The 20,784-nt window shown below is 36.9% G+C and carries 17 protein-coding genes; 10 read left to right on the forward strand and 7 right to left on the reverse strand.

Annotated elements, in window-relative coordinates; all coding sequences use genetic code 11:
- Window positions 1–126 precede the first annotated feature (126 nt).
- The 7 genes from SMSK597_RS04050 to SMSK597_RS04080 form a co-directional block, all read right to left on the reverse strand.
- Entirely contained in the window at window positions 127–1,785 is a 1,659-nt protein-coding gene (locus tag SMSK597_RS04050; protein ID WP_000440012.1) for an ABC transporter permease, read from the reverse strand.
- Complete coding sequence (locus tag SMSK597_RS04055; protein WP_001289692.1) at window positions 1,775–2,866, reverse strand: ABC transporter ATP-binding protein; 1,092 nt, start codon at window positions 2,864–2,866, stop codon at window positions 1,775–1,777. Before SMSK597_RS04055 ends, SMSK597_RS04050 begins: the two co-directional genes overlap by 11 nt.
- 12 nt (window positions 2,867–2,878) lie before the next feature.
- Window positions 2,879–3,925, reverse strand: coding sequence for an ABC transporter substrate-binding protein (locus SMSK597_RS04060; RefSeq protein WP_000731164.1), 1,047 nt, complete (start codon window positions 3,923–3,925; stop codon window positions 2,879–2,881).
- A gap of 162 nt (window positions 3,926–4,087) precedes the next feature.
- Window positions 4,088–5,128, reverse strand: coding sequence for an ABC transporter substrate-binding protein (locus SMSK597_RS04065; RefSeq protein ID WP_000721792.1), 1,041 nt, complete (start codon window positions 5,126–5,128; stop codon window positions 4,088–4,090).
- 215 nt (window positions 5,129–5,343) lie between these two features.
- Window positions 5,344–6,114 carry a response regulator transcription factor gene (locus SMSK597_RS12600; RefSeq protein WP_000475413.1) on the reverse strand — a complete coding sequence of 257 codons (771 nt, stop codon included), beginning with the start codon at window positions 6,112–6,114 and terminating at the stop codon, window positions 5,344–5,346.
- Entirely contained in the window at window positions 6,107–7,756 is a 1,650-nt protein-coding gene (locus tag SMSK597_RS04075) for a sensor histidine kinase (RefSeq protein WP_000019716.1), read from the reverse strand. The genes SMSK597_RS12600 and SMSK597_RS04075 overlap by 8 nt, the downstream gene beginning before the upstream one ends.
- A 174-nt stretch (window positions 7,757–7,930) precedes the next feature.
- Window positions 7,931–8,707: a glycyl-radical enzyme activating protein gene (locus tag SMSK597_RS04080; RefSeq protein ID WP_000406173.1), complete on the reverse strand. Its 777-nt coding sequence runs from the start codon at window positions 8,705–8,707 to the stop codon at window positions 7,931–7,933.
- A 121-nt stretch (window positions 8,708–8,828) separates the two neighbouring features.
- On the opposite strand from SMSK597_RS04080, the gene SMSK597_RS04085 reads away from it, so the two are divergent.
- From SMSK597_RS04085 to SMSK597_RS04130, 10 genes are all read left to right on the forward strand, one after another.
- The gene (locus SMSK597_RS04085; protein ID WP_000824973.1) at window positions 8,829–9,575 is read left to right on the forward strand and encodes a DeoR/GlpR family DNA-binding transcription regulator; all 747 of its coding nucleotides are present in this window, start codon (window positions 8,829–8,831) and stop codon (window positions 9,573–9,575) included.
- Window positions 9,576–9,587: 12 nt separating this feature from the next.
- Window positions 9,588–10,568 (forward strand): sugar-binding transcriptional regulator, encoded by a 981-nt coding sequence (locus SMSK597_RS04090; RefSeq protein WP_001070835.1) that lies wholly within the window; start codon window positions 9,588–9,590, stop codon window positions 10,566–10,568.
- Window positions 10,569–10,763: 195 nt separating this feature from the next.
- Window positions 10,764–11,084, forward strand: a complete 321-nt coding sequence (locus tag SMSK597_RS04095; protein ID WP_000402908.1) for a PTS lactose/cellobiose transporter subunit IIA — start codon at window positions 10,764–10,766, stop codon at window positions 11,082–11,084.
- A gap of 33 nt (window positions 11,085–11,117) precedes the next feature.
- The gene (locus tag SMSK597_RS04100; protein WP_000238723.1) at window positions 11,118–11,426 is read left to right on the forward strand and encodes a PTS sugar transporter subunit IIB; all 309 of its coding nucleotides are present in this window, start codon (window positions 11,118–11,120) and stop codon (window positions 11,424–11,426) included.
- Between the two features lie 16 nt (window positions 11,427–11,442).
- Window positions 11,443–12,732, forward strand: a complete 1,290-nt coding sequence (locus tag SMSK597_RS04105) for a PTS sugar transporter subunit IIC (RefSeq protein WP_001096819.1) — start codon at window positions 11,443–11,445, stop codon at window positions 12,730–12,732.
- 161 nt (window positions 12,733–12,893) lie between these two features.
- Window positions 12,894–15,332: a glycyl radical protein gene (locus tag SMSK597_RS04110; RefSeq protein WP_000247405.1), complete on the forward strand. Its 2,439-nt coding sequence runs from the start codon at window positions 12,894–12,896 to the stop codon at window positions 15,330–15,332.
- Between the two features lie 18 nt (window positions 15,333–15,350).
- Window positions 15,351–16,019, forward strand: coding sequence for a fructose-6-phosphate aldolase (locus tag SMSK597_RS04115; RefSeq protein WP_000395424.1), 669 nt, complete (start codon window positions 15,351–15,353; stop codon window positions 16,017–16,019).
- Window positions 16,020–16,036: 17 nt separating this feature from the next.
- Window positions 16,037–17,125, forward strand: a complete 1,089-nt coding sequence (locus SMSK597_RS04120) for a glycerol dehydrogenase (protein ID WP_001217823.1) — start codon at window positions 16,037–16,039, stop codon at window positions 17,123–17,125.
- Window positions 17,126–17,475: 350 nt separating this feature from the next.
- On the forward strand, window positions 17,476–19,977 hold the full coding sequence (gene leuS, locus SMSK597_RS04125; RefSeq protein WP_000011741.1) for a leucine--tRNA ligase: 2,502 nt from the start codon (window positions 17,476–17,478) through the stop codon (window positions 19,975–19,977).
- 109 nt (window positions 19,978–20,086) lie between these two features.
- Window positions 20,087–20,782 carry a GNAT family N-acetyltransferase gene (locus SMSK597_RS04130; RefSeq protein WP_001144900.1) on the forward strand — a complete coding sequence of 232 codons (696 nt, stop codon included), beginning with the start codon at window positions 20,087–20,089 and terminating at the stop codon, window positions 20,780–20,782.
- The last annotated feature ends 2 nt before the right edge of the window (window positions 20,783–20,784 follow it).

A 20,784-nucleotide genomic window follows, 5' to 3' on the forward strand; every position in this document is an offset into this window, starting at 1 on the left:
TTCTTTGATTTTCATTGAGTATAATCAGTCTAGACTTGCTTGCTCTGAACTAGGGATTTGATAGGAATATCAAGATAAGAAAAAACAGCCGAGGGTAATCCTTTCGGCTGTTTTTGATGGGGAAAACTAAAGTGTAATGCTGTTGCTTTTAGAGATTTTCATGAACAAGAGCAAGGAAGCTACTGTTAGAACAGTCAGGATAGTTGACAAGGCTGCGGCTACACCGTAATTTCCTCTGAGAACCTCTGTATAAATAGCTACAGTCATTGTTCTTGTTTTGACATTGTAGAGGAGGATAGAAGTAGAGAGTTCTGAAATCATTGTGACCCAAGATAGGATGGCTCCAGAAATAATACCAGATAGCATCATTGGAGTTGTAATCTTGGCAAAGGTATTGAGACGGCTACTTCCTAAGCTTTCCGCGGCTTCTTCAATACTTGGGGCTATTTGTTGTAAGCTAGCAACAGATGAGCGAATAGTATAAGGCAATCTTCTGACAGATAGGGACATAATCAAGATGAAAGCAGTTCCTGTAATCATAAGAAATCCACTTCCAAATAGGCCAGTATTGAAGGAAGAAATGAAGGCAATCCCTAGAACGGTTCCTGGTACAATATAAGGGACCATACTGAGGCTGTCAATTAAGTTTGTAAACAAATTCCGTTTTCTAACGGCTAGGTAGGAGATAAATGTTGCGAATAGGACAACTAGAACTAAGGCAATCAAAGGGATACGAATGGTATTGAAAATAGCAGAGCCCATACGATTGAAAGCTACCTTGTAACTGTTTAGAGAATAACCTTTGACAAATACCATACCTGATGTTTTTAGGAAAGAAGTATAAATCAAGTAGACTTGAGGTAGAACAGAGAACAAGATAATTCCGTAGACTGTTGCATAAATGGCAGCCATTTTTCCTTTTGTGGTTTTTTTAGGCTCAATTGGATGGAGCGAATTCATACTGAAACTGTAGCGGTTTGAGATGTATTTTTGGATAAGGAAAATCGCCAAGGCAATGATAATCGCCATAATTGCTAAAGCAGATGCAAAAGCAGAATTTCCTCCAACCTCGCTAATAAATTGGGTATAAATCAGGACAGGGAAAGTCCGGTATCCTTCACCAATCAACATAGGCGTTCCAAAGTCTGAGAATGCTCTCATAAATACAAGTAGGGCAGCTGCTAGTAAGGTTGGAACTAGGAGAGGTAAAACAACCGTTACGATACGCTTAAATCCGAAGGACCCCATGCTTTCAGCAGCTTCAAGTAGAGAATTGTCAATACTTTTCATTGTCCCAGCAACGTATAGAAATACCAGTGGGAATAGTTGTAGTGTAAAGACAAGTACAATTCCTTTGAATCCATAAATATCAATAGCTGGAAGATGAAGGGCATTTGTCAGGAATTTAGTGATGACCCCATTTCGTCCCAGCAAGAGAATCCAGGAGTAGGCTCCCACGAAAGGAGCTGACATAGAAGCAATGATAATCAATATTTGTAGAAATTTCTTTCCCTTGAAGTCATACATAGAGAAGAGATAAGCTAATAGGGTTCCTACGACTAAGGAAGTGACAGTAGCGGTAATGGAAACCTTGAAACTGTTGACGAGTGTCTCAGAGTAGTAGGCTTTACTAAAGAAAGTGACAAAATTAGCTAGTGAGAATTGTCCTTCATGTATGAGTGCTTGCTTGAGCACGGTAACGATAGGATAAACGAGAAAGACAAGATAAGTAAGAAAGATGAAGAAAGAGGAGGCTGTCCAAATATTTAGTTTTTTACGTTCCATGGTTGACTCCTTTTATCAGGTTTTGTGAACCATCTGCAGAAAAGACGTTTAATTTTTGAGTATTGATTCGTAGACGAATACGATCGCCTTTTTGTAGATCTTCTTCAAAAGTTGACTCTTCGCTAACTTGAATTTTTGAGGCAAATCCTGTTTCGATGAAATACTCCGTATTTAGTCCAAGATAGACGCTATCGCTAATAGTTCCTTCAATATCTCCAGATTCATCTTTGATAAACTCTTCAGGACGAATACTTACATGAATAGCTTGTGCCTCAGCCTGATCAAGAGCTGGCATTCGAAGGGCATAGCCATCTGAAAAGACGATATAAGCGCCGTCGCTCCGTTTTTCGAGATTAGCAGGGATAATATTTGTGCGTCCGATAAAGGTTGCTACAAACTCATTAGCTGGTTTATGATAGAGTTCTTTTGGCCGACCGATTTGTTGGATGACTCCGTCTTTCATAACAGCAATTTGATCTGAAATAGCCATAGCTTCTTCTTGGTCGTGGGTCACATAAACAGTTGTAATTCCCACTTCGTGTTGGATTTCTCGAATGGCTTGACGCATATCCAAGCGAAGTTTGGCATCTAGGTTACTGAGCGGCTCGTCCATGAGGAGAACACTTGGATTAACAGCTAAGGCACGTGCCAAGGCGACACGTTGTTGTTGTCCACCACTGAGTTTATCGGGCTTCCGATCCGCATATTGAGCAATTTGCATGAGTTCAAGATACTTGTTGGTCTGTTGAATCAATTCTTCTTTTGGAACTTTCTTTTGCTTGAGACCAAAAGCAACATTATCTCGAACAGTCAAATGTGGGAAAATAGCGTAGTTTTGGAAAACCATCCCGATATTGCGTTTGCTGGGTTCCATATTATTGATTTTTGTATCATCGAAGTAAAATTCTCCACCTTCGATACTGTTGAAACCTGCAATCATACGAAGAAGGGTCGTTTTCCCACATCCTGAAGGTCCAAGAAGGGTAAAGAGACTTCCTTTTGGAATTGTAATGTTCAAATTCTCAATAACAGGGACATCGTGGTAGATTTTTTTGGCGTTAATAATTTTGATCTCACTCATAGTGAACCTCTTTTACTGTTTAGATTGGATATCTGTAAAGACTTCGTTGTATTTCTTAACGATATCTGATTTATTCTTAATGACATAATCATAATCTTCAGTGAGTGTTTTGATTTTGTCAATTGGTTTCATATTTTCGCTTGTTTTAGCATTTTTACGAACAGGACGGTTAGTAGTGGTTGTGCCAAGTGTATCTTGTACTTCTTGAGAGATAATAAAATCGATAAATTTCTTGGCATTTTCCATATTTTTCGCTTTTTTAACGATAGCAGCACTAGCAGGTAGGAAGACGGTTCCTTCTTTTGGATAGACTACCTTGATATTAGCTCCGTCATTTAAGAGTTTAACTGCTGGATCTTCATAAGAGAGACCAACAGCCATTTCTCCGTCAGCGACTGCTTTATAGACACCAGATGAGCTTGAACCGATTTTACCATCAATAAGTGTGAAGAGATCTTTTACATAGCCCCAAGCTTTATCATCTTTGTAGCCACCTTGTGCTTGTAGCATATTAGTTAATTGAGCAAAAGCGCTAGAAGAATTGGCTGGGTCGGCAGTTGCAATTTTCCCTTTTAATTCAGGTTTGAGAAGGTCGCTATATCCTTCGATATTCATGCCTTTTGTTAAATCAGGATTGACGATTAAAACACTACCATCTAGTGTATAAGGTGTAGAGTAGCCAGTTGTGTTTTGATATTCTTTGATAACATTATCATTTTCTTTTGAAGTATAGTTTTCAAAGAGTTCTCCGTGGGTAGCATATTGTGTATAAGAACCACCAAAGATGACATCGGCTACAGGAGCTTCTTTTTCTGACTCTAGTTTTTTGAAAAGTTCTCCAGTACCAGCTTGAATCAGTTCTACTTTGATACCATATTTTTCTTCAAAGGCAGGAATAGTTGCTCCGATTAAGCCCTCTGAGTTTGGTGAATAAACGACTAGCGAACCGCCGTCTCCTTTATCAGATGAATCGCCATCGGCAGATTCATTAGAAGAACAAGCAGCAAGACCAAAAAGAGCTAGTCCGCAAGCAGCATAATACATCCATTTCTTTTTCATGATGGATACCTCCGTTGTGTTATTTAAGTTTATTTTAAAATAATGTAAGCGTTTTTAAAACCGATAATTCTATTCTATTAGAGTAAAATTCTCTACAAACACGGAAGTAATCTTTTTGATTTTATAGTAGGGTTTGACAGTTAATCATTGGAAAGTCAAATTTTATTTTTTAGATTGGATATCTGTAAAAATATCATTGTACTTTTTAAGAATAGTAAATTTATTTTTAATGACATAATCGGAATCTTCAGTGGCAATATTGATTTCTGTCATAGCTTTCATATTTTTATTGGTTTTAGCATTTTTACGAATAGGTCTGATTGTAGTTTCAGTTCTTAGCTTATCTTGGATTTCTTGAGAAAGGAGGAAATCGATAAATTTCTTAGCATTGTCCATGTGTTTGGCGTTTTTGACGATAGCTGCGTTACCAGGTAAAAAGACGGTTCCTTCTTTTGGATAAATGACTTTTACATCAACTCCGTCGTTTAAAAGTTTTAAGGCAGGATCTTCATAGGTGAGTCCTACAGCCATTTCTCCATCGGCGACAGCTTTGTAAACATTTGAAGAACTAGATGCAATCTTTCCATCTACCAGGGTAAATAGATTTTTCACATAGGTCCAAGCTTGTTCATTTTCGTATCCACCTTGATCGACAAGCATGTTTGTTAATTGAGCAAAGGCGCTAGATGCGTTACTTGGATCAGCAGTAGCAATTTTTCCTTTTAATTTAGGATTGAGTAGATCATTGTAGCCTTCAATTTTTATATCTTTTGTAAGGGATGAATTGGCAATGATGACACTGACATCAAGTGTATAAGGCGTATAGAATCCTGTTTTATTTTGATATTCAGGGATTATCTGGTCGTTCTCTTGAGAAATATAAGGTTCAAAAAGATTTTCGTTAGAAGAGAAGAGGGCGTAGGAGCCTCCGAAAATGACATCAGCTACAGGGGATTCTTTTTCGGCCTCAGCTTTTTTGAACAATTCACCAGTGCTGGCTTGTACTAAGTCAACCTTAATACCATATTTTTCTTCGAAGGCTGGGATTGTTTCTTCGATAAGATCTTCAGGGTTAGGCGAGTAGACAACCAAAGTGTTATCTGAATCTTTTTCAGTGCTAGTTTCTGCTTCTATAGGTGAAGAACATCCTGATAAAGAAAGGAATATCCAGCCACAAGAGAGAAAGAATAGTATTTTTTTCATAAGTATCTCCTTTTTTACGAACATTTTCTCTACCTAGATTGTTAATGTCTTTAAATTGTAGAGTCCTACAGGATATAATAAAAACCTTAAAGAAATCTAAAACGGGGAATAGGAAATGGGTGTCTCGAGCAAGGATGGGTAAACTGTAGCTGAGATTTCGATGGGAAGTATAAAATAAAAAGATTGCTACAGTAGAGTTGAGCAATCCTTTTACATCAATGATTTTTATCCATAAGTTTTAATTCTTTTGGAGAAATATGGAGATATTTTTTAAAAACTTTAGCAAAATATTTATAGTCTGAAAATCCAACTTGTTCAGAGATATCGCTTAAGGGAGAATTAGGGGACTCAGCCATTTTATCTATAGCTTGCTTGAGGCGGTAGCGTAAGATATATTCATTTAGCGTCATGGGGAAGTCTTCTTTGATAACCTTATATAGATAGCTTTCGCTATAGTTTAAAGCTTCAGCAATAGTCGCAATCGTAAAATGCTCTGCATAATGCTTGTGGACAAAGGAAATAATTTGCTGAATGATTTGGTTTTGTGTATCAACCTGTTGGATAGAGGTGAGTAAAGTTTGATATTCTTCTAAAAAAGGAGTTTCTTGATAGGTGCTACCTTGTAATCGCAAAACAATGTTTTGAAGACATTCTGTCAATTCCTTGGTATCAATTGGCTTGGATAAGAAATCAACTGCTCCGTATTGCATGGCTTTTTTGGCATTTTGAAAATCGTTATAACCTGATAAGATAACTTTTTCATAGGAGAGAGTACGAGTGGCTTCGAACATCATAAAAGCATCCATAATTGGCATTGTGATGTCTGTTAAGACAATATGAGGTTCTTTTTCTTGGATGAGTCTCATTCCCTCTTGACCGTGACTGGCAGTTCCTACGACTTGGATACCCAAGGCAGAGTAGTCTACGGCAATCTCTAGCCATTTTCGGATGAGGTGTTCGTCTTCTACGATAATGAGCTTAAACATGAGTTAGTCCTTTCGTTATAAATTTGACCCAAGTTTCTCCTTGGCGATTGACTCCTAAATCTAGCTGGACATCAGAAAAGAAATTGCTCAATCGTTTGTAGCTGTTCACGATGCCATGCTGGGTATGAGGGCTTTCTAAAGAGTCTAAAATAGCGAGTCGCTCTTGTTTTGTGAGCCCTCCGGCATTATCCTTGACCAAAAAAGTCAGAGAATCTTCTTCCAAGGTAATTTGGATATCTATATGAAGATCAATACGGTATTGCATCCCATATTTTATAGCATTTTCTACTAGAGGAAGCAAGAAAAGTTTAGGAATAGGCTGATTATCAACAGTTTCTGGGCAGACAATATCATAGGAAAAGTGCTCGAAACGAATCTTATGAATAATAAGGTAATCCTCTATAATCTTTAAATCTTGACAAATGGTTGTTTCTTTTTCTAAATCCGTGATACTGTAGCGAAGAATGCGCGTGAGGTTTTGAATCAGGTCTTGTGTGAGAGCAGCATCCATTAAAGAAGTGATTTTAATCGTCTCAAGTGTATTGTAGAGAAAATGAGGATTGAACTGAGCTTCCAGCATTTTTCTTTCAAAAATCCACTTTTCTTTTTCTATGGTCAACATTTTTTGATGAAGTTGATCTAATTCGTACAACATATTGTTGATTTTTTCTGCCATAAACTCAAACTCATCACCTGTTTGTAGAGAAAGCCTTTTTTCTGCTTGTTTAGGAATTTCTTGAAGTTGATAAACCAAACTTTCAATAGGAACAGCATTGTGTGTAGCAATCTTATGAGCAATTCGTCTCGCTTGCCAGAAGTAGAGGAAGAATATACATAAGGTGAGGACGGAGGCTAGACCGAGTAAGCTAGGAATGGGAAAGAAGGATTGAAAAGTATAGATTGAAAAAATAGCACCGACTTTTTCTTTTTGAACAATAAGCGGTTCATTCGCATACCAGTGGGTGCGAGAGTGTAGGAGTTTTTCATCCAATTTTTCAAGAGTGGAACGAGTAAACTGATTTGTATTGTTGGAAAACATATTTCCAAAGCTATCGGTAATGATGTATTTGGAATTGATCATTGGGAAACTTGAAATGAAATCATTCTCATTTACGAAAGCAATAGTATAGGCCTTAACTCGTTGGTTTTGAAGTAGTGGTTTGATAAAGAGTGTGTAATGTTGCTTATCTGAAGAGAGTGCAATTTTTTCTGTAACTTTTTCTTGAGAAGGATTTTGAATGAGCAGTTTTAGATAGTAGGGGGATAAAATACTTTCTTGGTGATTTCGATTGGTACTGAATAGTAATTCACCTGTATCGCTTAGGATAATGAGGTCAGAACTAAGTTTTAATTTAGCTTTTGTCTCGTAAAATAAGCTAAAGACTTCTCTCTCTGTGTGTTTGCCATCCAAAAATCCTGGAATCATTTTATGGTTCATGGTAGTCAGGAGCTCACTATTTGCTTCTTTCATCTCTTGAACTTGTTTGACAATCTGTCTCGTGTCTTTAGAGAGTTGCTGCTTTTGTAAAAAATAGGAAAAACCAAAAAGTAAAATGAGTAGTAAAAGTGAGGTCACAAAGGCTGCGATAGAGCTTCTATGGAGAATTTCTTTTTGGAGAGATTTTTTAAAGGAATGAGACATCCGCTACCTCCTTGGAAGGGTTTTCTGTTATAAGTATAGCAGTTTAAAAATTCTAGAGCAAGGTAAAATAGAAAAGGTTTGGCTAAAATTTTTTAGCTAAACCTTTTGAAAAGTTAAGTATGTATTATAGATGCTTGTTATCTGCAAATAGCTAGAGCATTTCAGGGAGATAAACTAGAAATAACAATTAATATGATGGTTCAGAAATACCTTTTGATAATCAATAAGATCTTCGGGATGAAGTGCGTTGACTCCATCCATTTCATATTTCCGATTTAATAAACGATATTTGTTTTCACCAAATTGATGAAAAGGGAGTAGTTGAACTTGGTCGATATTTAATGAGTTAAATAGAGTAGCGAATTCTTCTGCATCCTCTAAACTATTGTTAAAATCAGGAATAACCGGGATTCTTAAAACGATAGTTTTATGTTGAGAAAAAGCATAATGAATGTTTTTAATAATCATTTGATTAAAAACCCCAGTCACTTTTTTATGTTTTATAGAATTATAATGTTTTAGGTCTGTGTAGATAAAATCCACATATTGGATTAAATCAACAAATTTTTCATGATCAACAAAGGCAGTAGTTTCAATGGCAGTGTGTATGTGATGTTCTTTAGCTGACTTTAAGATGGCTTTAGCAAATTCAAACTGAGCAAATATTTCACCCCCTGATAAAGTTAAACCTCCACCGGATTCTTCGTAAAATTCTTTATCTTTTAATACCTCTGTAATAATTTCTTCTACAGTTTTTTCTTCACCGACTAAAGTGAATTTTTCTCGTTGAGCATCTTTCATTTTTTCAGGTTTCATTCTTTGAGATTCAGGATTAGAACACCATGGACAGCGCAGAGGACATCCTTTTAAAAAAACAGTTGTACGAATACCCGGACCGTCATGAATTGAAAAGTGTTGAATATTAAAAATAATTCCTTTAGATATTTCCATAAGAGTTCCTCCTCTTTATAATTCTATCCTATCACAAAAACGAAAGAAAAACAATTACGAACGAAAGTTTAATTTGTTGTTTTTTGCTTTTTATTTTGGTAGAATAAAACGGAGGTGTAAAATGAAAAGATTGGAACAAATTATTAAATTAGTATCAGAATATGAAAAGATTGATGTTAATACATTATCGGAAAAATTAAATGTATCGAAAGTAACGATTAGAAAAGATTTAGATAAATTAGAGTCAAAAGGTTTATTACACAGAGAGCATGGATATGCTGTGTTAAATAGTGGAGATGACTTAAATGTACGCTTGTCAATTAATTATGAAATTAAGAGAAAAATTGTTCAAGAAGCAGTAAAATTGGTATCAGATAATGAAACAATAATGATAGAATCTGGTTCAACCTGTGCTTTACTTGCTGAGGAAATTTGCAAGCAGAAAAGAAATGTCACTATTGTAACAAATTCATTTTTTATAGCAAATTTTGTAAGAGGTTATGATTCATGTCGTGTTATTGTTCTTGGTGGAGAGTTTCAGAAAGATTCACAGGTTACCGTAGGACCTTTATTAAAAGAAATGATACAGACTTTTCATGTGCGTCAAGCTTTTGTTGGGACAGATGGCTACGATAAAGAGATGGGCTTTACAGGAAAAGATTTAATGCGCAGTGAGGTAGTTCAATATATTTCAGCAGCGTCGGATAAAGTCATTGTCCTAACTGACTCAAGTAAATTTGATAAAAGGGGTACGGTAAGAAGATTTGCTTTAAGTCAAGTCTATGAAGTAATAACAGACGAAAAACTTTCTAAACAAAATATAGCTACATTAGAAAATGCTGGGATAATGGTTAAGGTAGTTTCGTAAGAGGTTAAGTGTATGAATCAAGATAGGAATAAACTGCTCTCTAAAATTGCTTATCTGTATTATATTGAAAACTTAAATCAGTCACAAATAGCAGCAAAATTAGGAATTTATAGAACCTCTATTAGTAGAATGTTAACAGAAGCAAGGAATGCAGGAATTGTTAAAATTGAAATAGAGAATTTTGATACCAATATGTTTAAGTTGGAAAATTATGTAAAAGAAAAATATGGTTTGGAAAGTTTAGAAATTATTCCAAATGAATTTGATGATAATCCAACAATTTTATCTGAAAGAATTTCTCAAGTTGCAGCAGGTGTCCTTAGGAATTTAATTGATGATAATATAAAAATTGGCTTTTCTTGGGGGAAAAGTTTAAGTAATTTAGTAGATTTAATCCACAGCAAAAGTGTCCGAAATGTTCACTTCTATCCTCTAGCAGGTGGTCCTAGTCACATACACGCTAAATACCATGTGAATACACTAATTTATGAAATGTCTAGAAAATTTCATGGAGAGTGTACATTTATGAATGCAACAATTGTGCAAGAAAATAAATTGTTAGCAGATGGTATTTTGCAATCAAGATATTTTGAAGATTTGAAAAATAGTTGGAAAGATTTAGATATAGCTGTGGTTGGGATTGGTGATTTTAGTAACAAAGGAAAACATCAATGGTTAGACATGCTTACAGAGGATGACTTTAAAGAATTAACCAAAGTTAAAACTGTAGGAGAAATTTGTTGTCGATTTTTTGATTCAAAAGGTAAAGAAGTTTATGAGAACTTACAGGAAAGAACGATAGCAATCTCTTTAGAAGATTTAAAAAATATTCCTCAAAGTTTAGCTGTTGCTTATGGTGATACGAAAGTATCTGCGATTCTTTCTGTCTTGCGTGCTAATCTAGTAAATCATCTGATTACAGATAAAGATACAATTTTAAAAGTTTTAGAAGAAGATGGTGATTTTTCTTTTCGAAATATTTTATGCGAGTGAAAATGATAGACTGATCAGTTTATCGTTTTTTCTTTTTAGCTAATTGCACATTTGTGCTTATATAAATAAAAATTGTTTATTTGTTGATTTTTGGATTGACAAGTTTATTATGTAGTTGTATTCTATAGTTACAAAAGAAAATTTTAAAATTTCAAATGAAAAAAGCTTTTTACATAGTGAAATGAGGAGGAATTTATGGAAATTATTGTTCCAGATCAAATTATCATGGGTTTAATTTTATATGCTGGCGATGCGAAACAACATATTTATAAAGCGTTAGATTATATAAAAAACGGTACATGTGAACGATGTGAAGAAGAAATCCAGTTAGCTGATGCAGCCTTATTAGAAGCCCATAATCTACAAACAAAATTCTTGGCACAGGAAGCGTCTGGTACAAAGACAGAAATAACAGCTCTCTTTGTTCATTCACAAGATCATCTCATGACTAGTATGACGGAGATTAATTTAATCAAAGAAATTATTAGTTTGAGAAAAGAACTTCATAAAAAATAATACTAGAGTATTAACATAGAGGAGGAAAATATAATGGTGAAGATTGGTTTGTTTTGTGCAGCAGGCTTTTCTACTGGTATGCTTGTAAATAATATGAAAATTGCAGCTCAATCTAGTGGAGTTGAGGCAGAAATAGAGGCGTTTTCTCAGTCTAAATTAGCGGATTATGCCCCAAATCTAGATGTTGCACTGTTGGGGCCTCAAGTTGCTTATACATTAGATAAATCAAAAGAAATTTGTGATAAGTGTGATGTTCCGATAGCTGTTATTCCGATGATGGACTATGGTATGTTAGATGGGAAAAAAGTATTAGATTTGGCCCTATCTTTGATTAGTGGGTAAGAAAAGGAGATTTATTATGGCAAAGATGGATGTTCAAAAAATCATTGCACCTATGATGAAGTTTGTGAATATGCGTGGCATTATAGCTTTAAAAGATGGTATGTTAGCAATTTTGCCATTGACAGTAGTTGGTAGTTTATTCTTGATTATGGGACAATTGCCATTTGAAGGATTAAACAAGAGCATTGCTAGTGTATTTGGAGCAAATTGGACAGAGCCGTTTATGCAAGTATATTCAGGAACTTTTGCGATTATGGGTCTAATTTCTTGTTTTTCAATTGCCTATTCTTATGCTAAGAATAGCGGAGTAGAGGCTTTGCCAGCTGGGGTTCTATCTGTATCTGCATTCTTTATTTTGCTAAGATCATCTTATATCCCTAAACAAGGTGAGGCAATTGGGGATGCTATTAGTAAAGTTTGGTTTGGAGGTCAAGGAATTATCGGTGCTATCATTATAGGTTTGGTAGTAGGAAGTATTTATACCTTCTTTATAAAGAGAAAAATTGTTATTAAGATGCCAGAACAAGTTCCACAAGCTATTGCCAAACAGTTTGAAGCAATGATTCCAGCATTTGTAATTTTCTTACTTTCTATGATTGTATATATTTTAGCTAGCTCATTGACTAATGGCGGAACATTCATAGAAATGATTTATTCTGCTATTCAAGTTCCATTGCAAGGTTTAACTGGATCTTTGTATGGTGCAATTGGAATTGCATTCTTTATATCATTTTTGTGGTGGTTTGGTGTTCATGGACAATCGGTAGTAAATGGAGTAGTGACAGCTCTGCTTTTATCTAATCTTGATGCTAATAAAGCTATGTTAGCCTCTGGGAATCTATCATTAGAAAATGGTGCACATATTGTTACTCAACAATTTCTAGATTCATTTTTAATTCTATCTGGTTCAGGGATTACGTTTGGACTTGTAGTTGCGATGCTTTTTGCATCAAAATCTAAACAGTACCAAGCGTTAGGGAAAGTAGCAGCTTTTCCAGCAATATTTAACGTAAATGAGCCAGTTGTATTTGGATTTCCGATTGTCATGAATCCAGTTATGTTTGTACCTTTCATTCTTGTTCCTGTACTTGCAGCTGTTATAGTATATGGAGCTATTGCAACAGGTTTCATGCAGCCATTTTCAGGAGTTACATTACCTTGGAGCACCCCAGCTATTATATCAGGATTTATGGTTGGTGGATGGCAAGGAGTTATTACTCAGCTGGTGATATTAGCGATGTCTACATTAGTTTATTTCCCATTCTTTAAAGTACAGGATCGTTTAGCTTATCAGAATGAAGCATGATAATTCTAAAAAAACATTTGTGTATTATCATTAAACACACACATTTGTGCTAAAAATTAGAGAGTTAAAGTTTTTCTAGTTAAAAGCTTGAAATTTTCTAAAAAACCAGGTATTATATTTTCGAAAGAAACAAAAATATTTTCGAAAGAAAGGTGTTTATTATGGTAAATAAAGAAGTAGCAAGAACGACAATTAAGACAGAATATTTTGGTAGCCTTACTGAAAGGATGAACAAATATCGAGAAGATGTTTTAAATAAAAAACCTTATATTGATGCTGAGAGAGCGGTTCTAGCAACACGCGCTTATGATCGATATAAGGAACAACCTAATGTCCTAAAACGCGCCTATATGCTGAAAGAAATTTTGGAAAATATGACTATCTATATCGAAGAAGAATCTATGATTGCGGGAAATCAAGCTTCTTCCAATAAAGATGCTCCTATTTTTCCAGAATATACGCTAGAATTTGTTCTCAATGAGTTGGATCTTTTTGAAAAGCGTGATGGAGATGTTTTCTATATTACTGAAGAAACAAAAGAACAACTTAGAAGTATTGCTCCATTTTGGGAAAATAATAATTTACGTGCTAGAGCTGGTGCCTTGTTACCTGAAGAAGTGTCTGTTTATATGGAAACAGGATTCTTCGGTATGGAAGGTAAGATGAATTCTGGAGATGCTCACTTAGCAGTTAACTATCAGAAACTGTTGCAATTTGGTTTAAGAGGTTTTGAAGAGCGAGCTCGTAAAGCGAAAGCAGCTCTAGATTTAACAGATCCAGCAAGTATTGATAAATATCATTTTTACGACTCTATATTTATCGTAATCGATGCTATTAAAGTATATGCAAATCGCTTTGTTGCTCTTGCTAAAAATTTAGCCGAAAATGCAAATCCTAAACGTAAGAAAGAATTACTTGAGATTGCAGATATTTGTTCTCGAGTCCCATATGAACCGGCAACTACTTTTGCAGAAGCTATTCAATCAGTTTGGTTTATTCAATGTATTTTACAAATTGAATCTAATGGCCACTCTCTTTCATATGGTCGTTTTGATCAATATATGTATCCATATATGAAGGCTGATTTAGAAAGTGGTAAAGAAACAGAAGATAGCATTGTTGAACGTCTGACAAATCTCTGGATTAAGACAATTACAATTAATAAGGTTCGCAGTCAAGCACATACATTTTCTTCAGCAGGAAGTCCTTTATATCAAAATGTTACAATTGGTGGACAGACTCGAGATAAGAAGGATGCTGTTAACCCATTATCTTATTTGGTATTAAAATCAGTTGCACAAACCCATCTACCGCAACCTAATCTAACTGTACGTTACCATGCAGGTTTAGATGCTCGTTTCATGAATGAGTGTATTGAAGTAATGAAACTTGGTTTTGGTATGCCTGCATTTAATAATGATGAGATTATTATTCCTTCTTTTATTGCAAAAGGAGTATTGGAAGATGATGCTTATGATTACAGTGCCATTGGATGTGTTGAAACGGCAGTTCCAGGGAAATGGGGCTATCGTTGCACAGGTATGAGTTATATGAACTTCCCTAAGGTTCTACTTATCACGATGAATGATGGAATTGATCCGGCTTCGGGTAAACGGTTTGCACCAAGCTTTGGTCATTTTAAGGATATGAAGAACTTTTCTGAATTAGAAAATGCTTGGGATAAAACACTAAGATATTTGACACGAATGAGTGTTATTGTTGAAAATTCTATTGATTTATCATTGGAACGAGAAGTTCCTGATATTCTATGTTCAGCATTGACTGATGATTGTATTGGTCGTGGAAAACACCTTAAAGAAGGTGGAGCAGTATATGATTATATATCAGGTTTGCAAGTTGGAATTGCAAATTTGTCGGATTCATTAGCTGCAATTAAAAAATTGGTATTTGAGGAAGAACGTATAAGCCCAAGTCAGCTTTGGCATGCACTGGAAACAGATTATGCCGGAGAAGAAGGTAAGGTCATTCAAGAAATGTTGATTCATGATGCACCTAAGTACGGTAATGATGATGATTATGCTGACAAATTGGTTACTGCTGCTTATGACATTTATGTTGATGAAATTGCTAAATATCCTAATACACGTTATGGAAGAGGTCCTATTGGAGGGATTCGTTATTCAGGAACATCTTCTATCTCAGCCAACGTAGGACAGGGACGTGGAACATTAGCAACGCCAGATGGACGCAACGCGGGTACACCGTTAGCAGAGGGTTGTTCACCATCACATAATATGGATCAACACGGCCCTACATCTGTTTTAAAATCGGTTTCAAAATTACCAACAGATGAAATCGTAGGTGGGGTTCTCTTAAATCAGAAAGTGAATCCTCAAACGTTAGCCAAAGAAGAAGATAAATTAAAACTAATTGCTTTGTTACAAACATTCTTTAATCGTTTACATGGGTACCATATTCAATACAATGTTGTTTCCAGAGAGACGTTGATTGACGCTCAGAAACATCCTGAAAAACACAGAGACTTAATTGTTCGTGTTGCAGGATACTCTGCATTCTTCAATGTTCTTTCTAAGGCAACCCAAGATGATATTATAGGACGTACTGAGCATACATTGTAAAATAAAGAGGTTCTTTTTATGGAATTTATGCTTGACACATTAAATTTAGATGAGATTAAAAAGTGGTCTGAAATTTTACCGCTAGCTGGGGTAACTTCAAATCCCACTATTGCCAAAAGAGAGGGTTCTATTAATTTTTTTGAACGAATCAAAGATGTAAGAGAATTGATTGGCTCTACACCCTCTATTCATGTTCAGGTGATTTCTCAAGATTTTGAAGGCATCTTAAAGGATGCTCATGAAATTCGGAGACAAGCAGGAGATGATATATTTATCAAAGTACCTGTTACTCCAGCTGGATTACGTGCAATAAAGGTGCTAAAAAAAGAGGGCTACCATATCACTGCAACAGCTATTTATACAGTTATTCAGGGATTATTAGCTATCGAAGCAGGAGCGGATTACCTAGCTCCATATTATAATAGAATGGAAAATCTGAACATTGATTCAAATTCTGTCATTCGTCAATTAGCTCTTGCTATTGATAGACAGAACTCTCCTAGTAAGATTTTAGCTGCATCCTTTAAAAATGTAGCACAAGTAAATAATGCTTTAGCTGCAGGTGCGCATGCTGTTACAGCAGGAGCAGATGTTTTTGAATCAGCTTTCGCCATGCCATCTATCCAAAAGGCGATTGATGATTTTTCTGACGACTGGTTTGTTACTCAACATAGTCGTTCCATTTAGGTAGAAAGGAAACAAACATGAGAATTTTTGCTAGTCCTTCGAGATATATTCAAGGGGAAAATGCCTTGTTCGAAAATGCCAAATCAATATTGGATTTGGGGAATCGTCCTATTCTATTATGCGATCAGTTGGTTTATGATATTGTTGGAAAACGATTTGAAGATTACCTACATAGGTATGGTTTCCATATTGTTCTAGCTCAGTTTAATGGTGAAGCTTCTGACAATGAAATCAATCGAGTTGTTGCCTTGGCTGAGAAAGAAAATTGTGATAGTATTATCGGTCTTGGTGGGGGAAAGACGATTGATAGCGCAAAAGCTATTGCAGATTTGATTGAAAAGCCTGTTATTATTGCTCCAACAATTGCATCGACCGACGCACCTGTATCTGCTTTATCTGTTATTTATACAGATGAAGGTGCATTTGATCATTATCTATTTTATTCTAAAAATCCAGATTTAGTTTTGGTTGATACAAAAGTTATTTCACAAGCTCCTAAGCGTTTATTAGCGTCTGGTATTGCAGATGGTTTAGCAACTTGGGTTGAGGCGCGTGCGGTTATGCAGGCAAATGGAAAAACTATGTTGGGACAAGAACAAACGTTGGCTGGAGTTGCAATTGCGAAGAAATGTGAAGAAAGGCTGTTTGCAGATGGTTTACAGGCTATGGCAGCTTGTGAAGCTAAAGTGGTGACACCAGCATTAGAAAATATTGTTGAAGCTAATACTTTATTGAGTGGCCTAGGTTTTGAAAGTGGAGGATTAGCTGCGGCGCATGCAATTCATAATGGTTTTACTGCATTGACAGGTGACATTCATCATTTAACACATGGTGAAAAAGTAGCTTATGGAACTTTAGTACAACTATTATTGGAAAATAGACCTAAAGAAGAACTTGATAAGTATATTGAGTTTTACAAAAAAATTGGTATGCCAACAACTCTAAAAGAAATGCATTTGGATCAAGTTGGATATGATGATTTAATAAAAGTTGGTAAACAAGCAACTATGGAGGGTGAGACAATCCATCAGATGCCGTTTAAGATTTCGCCTTCAGATGTTGCTCAAGCTATCATCGCTGTAGACGCCTATGTAAATTCAAAATAAACAATAAGGACTACTGTTTTCCAAATGGTAGTCTTTTATTGATCCTCGTATTGAATCCGACGCTCTTCATAAATTAAAAAGCGACACAGGTTGTCGGCTATTTATTGTGAATACATTAATTAGCATTCCAGTCGTATCTTCGGTCTAAAATTAGTATTTTGTGTTGTAAGAGATAAGCTTCTTGTTTTGCTCTTTGATTTCCCGCATAACAATAAGATAAAAAAGTGGGTGATAGAGCAATTCAGAGCCATCAAAATTAATGAAATACAGTATACAGTTTTTTCTTTTAACACATTTCAAATTCCTTCAAAAATGGTATAATAGTAACATCACAAAATTGGAGAGAGACCATGAGTTTTTACAATCATAAAGAAATTGAGCCTAAGTGGCAGGGCTACTGGGCAGAACATCATACATTTAAGACAGGGACAGATGCATCAAAACCGAAGTTTTATGCTCTTGATATGTTCCCTTATCCGTCTGGAGCGGGTCTGCACGTAGGACATCCAGAAGGCTATACTGCAACCGATATTCTCAGCCGTTACAAACGTGCGCAAGGCTACAATGTCCTTCACCCAATGGGTTGGGATGCTTTTGGTTTGCCTGCAGAGCAATATGCTATGGATACTGGTAATGACCCAGCGGAATTTACAGCGGAAAATATTGCCAACTTCAAACGCCAAATCAATGCGCTTGGATTTTCTTACGACTGGGATCGTGAAGTCAATACAACAGATCCAAACTACTACAAGTGGACGCAATGGATTTTCACTAAGCTTTATGAAAAAGGCTTGGCCTATGAAGCTGAAGTGCCAGTAAACTGGGTTGAGGAATTGGGAACAGCCATCGCCAACGAAGAGGTTCTTCCTGACGGAACGTCTGAGCGTGGAGGCTATCCAGTTGTCCGCAAACCAATGCGCCAATGGATGCTCAAAATCACGGCCTACGCAGAGCGCTTGCTCAATGACTTAGATGAACTAGATTGGCCAGAGTCTATCAAGGATATGCAACGCAACTGGATTGGGAAATCAACTGGTGCTAATGTAACCTTCAAGGTTAAGGGAACAGACAAGGAATTCACAGTCTTTACCACTCGTCCTGATACTCTTTTCGGTGCGACTTTCACCGTTTTGGCTCCTGAGCATGAACTAGTAGATGCCATCACAAGCACAGAGCAAGCAGAAGCAGTTGCAGACTATAAACACCAAGCTAGCCTCAAATCTGACTTGGCTCGTACAGACCTTGCCAAAGAAAAAACTGGTGTCTGGATAGGTGCTTATGCCATCAACCCTGTCAATGGCAAGGAAATTCCAATCTGGATTGCAGACTACGTCCTTGCTAGCTATGGTACAGGTGCGGTAATGGCTGTTCCTGCCCACGACCAACGTGACTGGGAATTTGCCAAACAATTTGACCTTCCAATCGTAGAAGTACTTGAAGGTGGAAACGTTGAAGAAGCTGCCTACACAGAAGATGGCCTTCACGTTAATTCAGACTTCCTAGATGGACTCAACAAAGAAGACGCTATTGCCAAGATTGTGGCTTGGTTGGAAGAAAAAGGCTGTGGACAAGAGAAGGTTACCTACCGTCTCCGCGACTGGCTCTTTAGCCGTCAACGTTACTGGGGTGAGCCAATTCCTATCATTCATTGGGAAGATGGAACTTCAACAGCTGTTCCTGAAAGTGAATTGCCACTTGTCTTGCCTGTAACCAAGGATATCCGCCCTTCAGGTACTGGGGAAAGCCCATTGGCTAACTTGACAGACTGGCTTGAAGTGACTCGTGAAGATGGTGTCAAGGGTCGTCGTGAAACCAACACTATGCCACAATGGGCAGGTTCAAGCTGGTACTACCTCCGCTATATCGATCCACATAATACTGAAAAATTGGCTGATGAGGACCTTCTCAAACAATGGTTGCCAGTAGATATCTACGTTGGTGGAGCAGAGCATGCCGTTCTTCACTTGCTCTACGCTCGTTTCTGGCACAAATTCCTCTATGATCTCGGTGTTGTTCCGACTAAGGAACCATTCCAAAAACTCTTTAACCAAGGAATGATTTTGGGAACAAGCTACCGTGACCACCGTGGGGCTCTTGTGGCGACTGACAAGGTTGAAAAACGTGACGGTTCTTTCTTCCATATGGAAACAGGAGAGGAGTTGGAGCAAGCACCAGCCAAGATGTCTAAATCGCTCAAGAACGTTGTTAACCCAGATGATGTGGTGGAACAATACGGTGCTGACACCCTTCGTGTTTATGAAATGTTTATGGGACCACTTGATGCTTCAATCGCTTGGTCAGAAGAAGGTCTGGAAGGAAGCCGTAAATTCCTTGACCGTGTTTACCGTTTGATTACGAGTAAGGAAATCCTTGCAGAAAACAATGGCTCTCTCGACAAGGTTTACAACGAAACAGTTAAAGCTGTCACAGAGCAAATCGAGTCTATGAAATTCAACACAGCTATTGCCCAACTTATGGTTTTTGTCAATGCTGCCAACAAGGAAGACAAACTTTATGTAGACTACGCCAAAGGCTTTGTTCAGTTGATTGCACCATTTGCACCTCACTTGGCAGAAGAACTCTGGCAAACAGTTGCAGCAACAGGAGAATCTATCTCTTATGTAGCTTGGCCAACTTGGGATGAAAGCAAATTAGTTGAAGACGAAATCGAAATCGTTGTCCAAATCAAAGGAAAAGTCCGTGCTAAATTCATGGTAGCCAAAGACCTATCACGCGAAGAATTGCAAGAAATTGCTCTGGCTGACGAAAAAGTCAAGGCAGAAATTGACGGTAAGGAAATCGTGAAAGTGATTGCGGTACCGAATAAATTGGTTAATATTGTTGTGAAATAAAATAGGAATCCTTCAGAGTAGAATCTGGAGGATTTTTTGAATCTTCTTATGAAAGTATGATATACTATGGGCAACTATAAAGTTTGAAAAGTGAAACAAGGAGAAAGCTATGCCAGTAAATGAATATGGTCAGATGATTGGTGAGTCAATGGAAGGTTATACACCAGGTGCACTGCCTTCTATTGATTTCTTAGAAGGGCGTTATGCTCGAATAGAAGCTCTTTCAGTGGAAAAGCATGCGGAGGATTTATTAGCTATTTATGGTTCAGATACTCCTCGGGAGATGTGGACCTACCTCTTTCAGGAACCAGTGGCAGATATGGAGGAACTGGTTAGCCTTTTAAATCAGATGTTGGTTCGTAAGGACCGCTTTTACTATGCGATTGTAGACAAGGCAACTGGTAAGGCTTTGGGAACTTTTTCCCTCATGCGAATTGATCAGAATAACCGAGTAATAGAAGTGGGAGCTGTCACTTTTTCTCCAGAGCTAAGAGGCACACGGATAGGAACAGAAGCTCAGTATCTACTGGCTCGCTATGTCTTTGAAGACCTAAACTATCGTCGCTATGAGTGGAAATGCGATGCTCTTAACCTGCCATCAAGACGAGCTGCGGAACGTTTGGGCTTTGTCTATGAAGGAACCTTCCGTCAGGCAGTCATTTATAAGGGGCGTACGAGGGATACGGATTGGTTGTCTATGATTGATAAGGACTGGCCAAAAATCAAAGCTCGTTTGGAAATATGGTTGCGTCCTGAAAACTTTGATAAAAATGGACAACAGTACAAGAGCTTGAGAGAGCTTTAAGA

The sequence above is a fragment of the Streptococcus mitis SK597 genome (assembly GCF_000148545.1).
Lineage (GTDB): Bacteria > Bacillota > Bacilli > Lactobacillales > Streptococcaceae > Streptococcus > Streptococcus mitis_C.

Bases quoted from the DNA above. Each gene is read 5' to 3' on its own strand.
- SMSK597_RS04100 (WP_000238723.1), top strand. From the start codon at position 11,118: ATGGTGAAGATTGGTTTGTTTTGTGCAGCAGGCTTTTCTACTGGTATG.
- SMSK597_RS04105 (WP_001096819.1), top strand. From the start codon at position 11,443: ATGGCAAAGATGGATGTTCAAAAAATCATTGCACCTATGATGAAGTTT.
- SMSK597_RS12600 (WP_000475413.1), bottom strand. From the start codon at position 6,114: ATGTTTAAGCTCATTATCGTAGAAGACGAACACCTCATCCGAAAATGG.
- SMSK597_RS04060 (WP_000731164.1), bottom strand. From the start codon at position 3,925: ATGAAAAAGAAATGGATGTATTATGCTGCTTGCGGACTAGCTCTTTTT.
- SMSK597_RS04095 (WP_000402908.1), top strand. From the start codon at position 10,764: ATGGAAATTATTGTTCCAGATCAAATTATCATGGGTTTAATTTTATAT.
- SMSK597_RS04050 (WP_000440012.1), bottom strand. From the start codon at position 1,785: ATGGAACGTAAAAAACTAAATATTTGGACAGCCTCCTCTTTCTTCATC.
- SMSK597_RS04110 (WP_000247405.1), top strand. From the start codon at position 12,894: ATGGTAAATAAAGAAGTAGCAAGAACGACAATTAAGACAGAATATTTT.
- SMSK597_RS04080 (WP_000406173.1), bottom strand. From the start codon at position 8,707: ATGGAAATATCTAAAGGAATTATTTTTAATATTCAACACTTTTCAATT.
- SMSK597_RS04065 (WP_000721792.1), bottom strand. From the start codon at position 5,128: ATGAAAAAAATACTATTCTTTCTCTCTTGTGGCTGGATATTCCTTTCT.
- SMSK597_RS04130 (WP_001144900.1), top strand. From the start codon at position 20,087: ATGCCAGTAAATGAATATGGTCAGATGATTGGTGAGTCAATGGAAGGT.
- SMSK597_RS04120 (WP_001217823.1), top strand. From the start codon at position 16,037: ATGAGAATTTTTGCTAGTCCTTCGAGATATATTCAAGGGGAAAATGCC.
- SMSK597_RS04115 (WP_000395424.1), top strand. From the start codon at position 15,351: ATGGAATTTATGCTTGACACATTAAATTTAGATGAGATTAAAAAGTGG.
- SMSK597_RS04055 (WP_001289692.1), bottom strand. From the start codon at position 2,866: ATGAGTGAGATCAAAATTATTAACGCCAAAAAAATCTACCACGATGTC.
- SMSK597_RS04075 (WP_000019716.1), bottom strand. From the start codon at position 7,756: ATGTCTCATTCCTTTAAAAAATCTCTCCAAAAAGAAATTCTCCATAGA.
- leuS (WP_000011741.1), top strand. From the start codon at position 17,476: ATGAGTTTTTACAATCATAAAGAAATTGAGCCTAAGTGGCAGGGCTAC.
- SMSK597_RS04090 (WP_001070835.1), top strand. From the start codon at position 9,588: ATGAATCAAGATAGGAATAAACTGCTCTCTAAAATTGCTTATCTGTAT.
- SMSK597_RS04085 (WP_000824973.1), top strand. From the start codon at position 8,829: ATGAAAAGATTGGAACAAATTATTAAATTAGTATCAGAATATGAAAAG.